This window comes from Bathymodiolus platifrons methanotrophic gill symbiont (assembly GCF_002189065.1).
In the GTDB taxonomy this organism is placed as follows: Bacteria; Pseudomonadota; Gammaproteobacteria; order Methylococcales; family Methylomonadaceae; genus Methyloprofundus.
The window spans coordinates 1-4,476 of sequence record NZ_BDMN01000251.1 but is presented as its reverse complement, the minus strand read 5'-3'; the positions used below and the strand labels follow the sequence as shown (position 1 = coordinate 4,476).

The window sequence follows — 4,476 nt, the reverse complement described above, 5'->3', positions numbered from 1 at the left end:
GTATAAATAAACTAATAAAATGCAAAAACTAGCCGGAGTAAAAAAGCTTTAGCTTTTTTCTAATAACAGCAATAGCTAAAGCTATTGCACTCCTTTTTTTGCAGAACAAAATGTTAAAATAATTATGCACAGGTACTTATAATTCACACGGTCATGGATGCGGTGAAATAAGCGCATAGTTGACTACGTAACTTTTCAGCAACGTAGCTACCGGCATTCAGTCACTAGAAATCTGCCGTTGTGGCGTCTAAAGCATATTATACTGGGTGTCAGGCTAACTGAGTGAAGTAAAAAAAGTTATAATTAACATTATCCAGAATTCACTAGTGACAACAAACATGTTAATAGACTCTCATTGCCATCTTGATAAACTCGATTTAAGCCCTTACCAGAATGACTTTTCTAGCTTTATGCAGGAAGCAGAAGCAAACCAGATTGAACATATGCTGTGTATCAGCATAGACCTGGAAGCTTATCCGGCTATGTGTGATTTAGTTGCACCTTATCAGAACATATCCTTATCTGTGGGAGTACACCCTAATGTTGATGAAGGGCAAGATCCAAGTGCAGAAGAACTAATTGCTTTAGTAGACAATAAAAGGGTAGTTGCTATTGGTGAAACCGGGCTGGATTATTTTCGCAGCGAAGGTGACTTAAGCTGGCAGCATGAACGCTTTGTTAATCATATTGCAGCATCTAAAGCAACTAAAAAGCCATTGATTATCCATACCCGTGAAGCAGCAGCAGATACTTTACGTATCTTAAAAGAGCAGGGTGCAGATGAAGTGGGAGGAGTAATTCATTGTTTTACCGAAGACTGGGAGTTTGCTCAACAGGCGATGGATTTGAATTTTTATATTTCATTTTCCGGTATTGTCACCTTTAAAAATGCCAAAGCCATTCAGGAAGTAGCTAAAAAAGTACCCGCTGATCGATACTTAATTGAAACTGATTCACCGTATCTTGCACCTGTTCCTTTTCGAGGGAAATCTAATTATCCGATCTATGTACAACATGTCGCTCAATATATAGCAGATTTACGTGAGACAGATAAAGACACGATAGCTCAGGAGTCTAATGAGAATTTTAGGCGCTTGTTTAGTGTTTAAATTTTAATGCTCTCATGGTTCCAAGGCTAGAGCTTGGGAACCATAAAAAATTAACAATGGAAGCTATGTCTTTGATTTGGCAGATGGCTTTGGTTCAACGATTACTTTCAACTCGCAAAATGGAAAACTGGCAGCTAGTGGTCCGGAACCAGTGAAAACGTTGTTTATTCCCACTGTGGAGGATCCTATTGAGAGGATTGAGTTTACGGCACTGAACAGCGATAGTGCTACTGCTACTGCTACTCCTTTAATGAACATCAGTAACCAAGGCATCGGTGTTGGTAATAATATATTTAATGGTGTTCATGCAACCGAAACCTTTTTTGACGAGCAATTTCGCATCGACCCGTTAGTAAATGACTTTACTCAATTAAATATTGCCATTACAGGGACTGGAAATAATCGATTCTTAAACGGTGATGATCAGATAAGTTATACCATCACTTATGATGATGGAACGACTACTGGTCCCTTTATCATCGACGAGGAAAGTGATTTAATATCTTTGGAAGACTCGGCAAACCCAGGCCAATTTAACCCAACAATTGTTATTATGGCAGACCCCACCATTGGAAAGATAGACTATATTGATTTGAGTATGGACTTCGGTGAAGTAAAGATCGGTTATATCGAGGTTATAGTTGAGGAGGACAATCCTGCTAATGATATGTTAATAGACTTCCAATCAATCCTAACTGATGCGGACGGTGACTCAGCCACCACAAACTTTGCTGTTGACCTGTTTGCTAATGACCTTGACTCAGAGTTTGATTTTACACTGGATGGTAATGATAGTGACTGGGATACTTTTGATATCGACCTTTCCGCTTTCGAAGAGACGTACCAAATTCTGGGGTTCGATACGCCAGACGATACACTGGTATTTCTTCAAGATTCTGCGGCTACGTATACGATCGACAATAATGGAGTTGACAGCATTATTACTATTAATGAAACTGATCCTGAGCCTGAAGTAGTGGGACAAATTACGGAAGTCACCGTAGTAGGCAGTGATGTTTTCTCAGAAAATGGCGAAGGTATTGTTTTTGATGGATATATAGCACCATAGTTTGCCATTATCCTAACGAGCTGAGCTAATCATGTCGTGTCTAGGGTGAGTAAATTCGGAGCTCAGTAACAGAAAATCCCACCAACCTACTAGGGTTGGTGGGATTTTTGATGGTAAGAAGTCTTTCAGTTTATGACATTACCTTAAGGTATTAGCAATCTTAGTTTACTATATTACATTCACTTGAGGTTTTTAACGTTAGCGTTTTTTGCCACCACCTTTACTGCTACCGCCTCCTCCTCCCTTACCAAAAGTGACACTGCTAATTTTACTGGATAAGGAGAGATTGTTGGCTACGTCAAATGCCACTGCATAGTAAGCATAGGTTTCCCCACTGGTCAGGCTAGCATCGCTATAACTAATAGATGCCGTGGTGGCAACCTGAATATCATTACGAAACAGCTTATAGCCGGCGACAGCGATATTGTCCGTGGATGATTGCCAGCTTACGATTATTTTTTTGCGTTGTGCAGTTGCTGTCAGCCCAGTTGGAGCAGAGGGAGGCTGAGTATCACCGGGGGTAGTCACGGTATAATTGGCTGCCATGGTTTTATCATGGGTAATCGTACCAGCGTCCACTAGATCTACAGTTAAGGCATAGTTATTATCCACTGCCGAGTCTGCTGAACTTACCTGCCAGTTTATTGATGTGTTGCTACCAGGCGCAATGGTAATTTCATTACTGGACAAGACTTCAGGCCAGTCAGATGGAATCTGAGTTGCCACTGACCAACTACTGTCAGAGCAATTTGCTGAGTCATTGTTGGTGATATTTACGTCATAAGACAATGTGCTTCCTGCAAGGTCAGTCTGGCTTTGTGGCGTTAAACTGACTGTGGGTTGGTTGCGGGTACAAATATTAGGTAATGAGACTTGAATAGTCACACTATTTTCATCGTGTGCGAGCTGGGTAATGGACAAGCTATTAACACTATCTGCAAAGTTTTCACCATCAAGCAATGTATTTTTCCAGACAGTTTTACTGGTAGAACCGTTACCTGCATGTTGGTGTATGCTGAGACCGCTCAAATAGTTATTTGATAATGACTGGTCAAAACCGATAGCTTGACGGAAGGATAAGTAATACCATTCAGCCGTATCAGGTTTGCGAATTTTCAATAATTGGGGGGCGCTAGCTACTGAGGAGTCAAGTTCCAGCGGAGCAATATCGTAAATGCCATTAGTATTAATTTCGACGATTTGTTGTGGATCTCGCCAGCCCATTTGTTCCTGATGTGGGCCGTTGATCTGACGAAGCCCATGGTCGCTATAACCCATAACATCTGAAATATCATCGTAGTCGTCTATTGTATTACCCGCATGCCCCATCCCTAAACCGTGGCCCAGTTCGTGCGCAAAGACATCTGGTACATCGCACCTGAAGATCCATGAACGACTAGGGTTGCCGCCTATCGTGCTAAGTCCATAAGAACCGCATTTGTTAGGTGGTAGCACATAGACTTTTCGGTTATATTCGCCCAGGTTGATGCTACTGGCCTGGGCCTGTGCTTCAATTGCATCAGCCCATGCTGTGATATCACAAGCATCGGTACTGGAATAATCAATTGAAAAAGGACCGACAACTGTCCCGCTAAATTGAATCTTATCAAGAGATGTTTCACGATAGAGGTCGTCGATAGATTGGAAATCAGAGTCTGTGAACATAAGGTCTTCAATGTCCGCTACAGGACAGGAAACGGCTTTATCATTGAAATCAGCCACCAAAACAATTGTTTTCTGATCTCCACTAACCATCGTGCTGGCCGCTGCCAGTGTCTCATAACTGTTGGTGCCGTTAGCTGCCATAAAAATTTGCTGATCGTTGCCTTTCCCCCGGACTCTGACAAAGGAACCTGTAGTGGCACCTGCTGGCGGTTCACCCTGAAATTCAGGTTGGTAACGTTTGTTTTGGCGTTTGTCATGAACGAAATAGCGTTGTTCACCACGGTGATTTTCGAAATCATCGAAATAGAGCACTTCAAGCTCACCAGTCACTTCGCCTGCTTCTCCTGATATTGCCCATTCTGGTGGCTCTGCTGTGGCGGGGAGTCGCTATTTTTGCGAAAGCTTGTTTTGGGCATCCCAGCCCAAGCAAGCGGCAAAAACTTAACGCGACCGCTAATGCCTTCGGCGCCCCAGACGTCCTGCGTACGTGCCACTTCGCCACTACCATCGTAAACTCGGTGCTGGCTTCGTAACACTCCCTCAAATGACTGGACGGCGTTTCGGAATGCCTTTTATTTTGTCTCCACCTACGCTAGCGCTACGATTCCGACAAAACAACGGCCCTACGCCTTC

At 42.8% G+C, this 4,476-nt stretch carries 4 protein-coding genes; 2 read left to right on the top strand and 2 right to left on the bottom strand.

Features of this window, described 5'->3' with window-relative positions:
- The first annotated feature begins 338 nt into the window (after positions 1-338).
- Positions 339-1,109 (top strand): TatD family hydrolase, encoded by a 771-nt coding sequence (locus tag CDZ78_RS14050; RefSeq protein ID WP_087870575.1) that lies wholly within the window; start codon positions 339-341, stop codon positions 1,107-1,109.
- Between the two features lie 250 nt (positions 1,110-1,359).
- Positions 1,360-2,178: a hypothetical protein gene (locus tag CDZ78_RS14045; RefSeq protein WP_140414073.1), complete on the top strand. Its 819-nt coding sequence runs from the start codon at positions 1,360-1,362 to the stop codon at positions 2,176-2,178.
- Positions 2,179-2,376: 198 nt separating this feature from the next.
- Here the strand turns inward: CDZ78_RS14045 and CDZ78_RS14040 are convergent, their stop codons facing one another.
- Both CDZ78_RS14040 and CDZ78_RS14035 read right to left on the bottom strand, forming a co-directional pair.
- Positions 2,377-4,173 carry a metallopeptidase domain-containing protein gene (locus CDZ78_RS14040; protein WP_087870573.1) on the bottom strand — a complete coding sequence of 599 codons (1,797 nt, stop codon included), beginning with the start codon at positions 4,171-4,173 and terminating at the stop codon, positions 2,377-2,379.
- Positions 4,170-4,379: a hypothetical protein gene (locus tag CDZ78_RS14035; protein ID WP_087870572.1), complete on the bottom strand. Its 210-nt coding sequence runs from the start codon at positions 4,377-4,379 to the stop codon at positions 4,170-4,172. Before CDZ78_RS14035 ends, CDZ78_RS14040 begins: the two co-directional genes overlap by 4 nt.
- Positions 4,380-4,476: the final 97 nt, after the last annotated feature.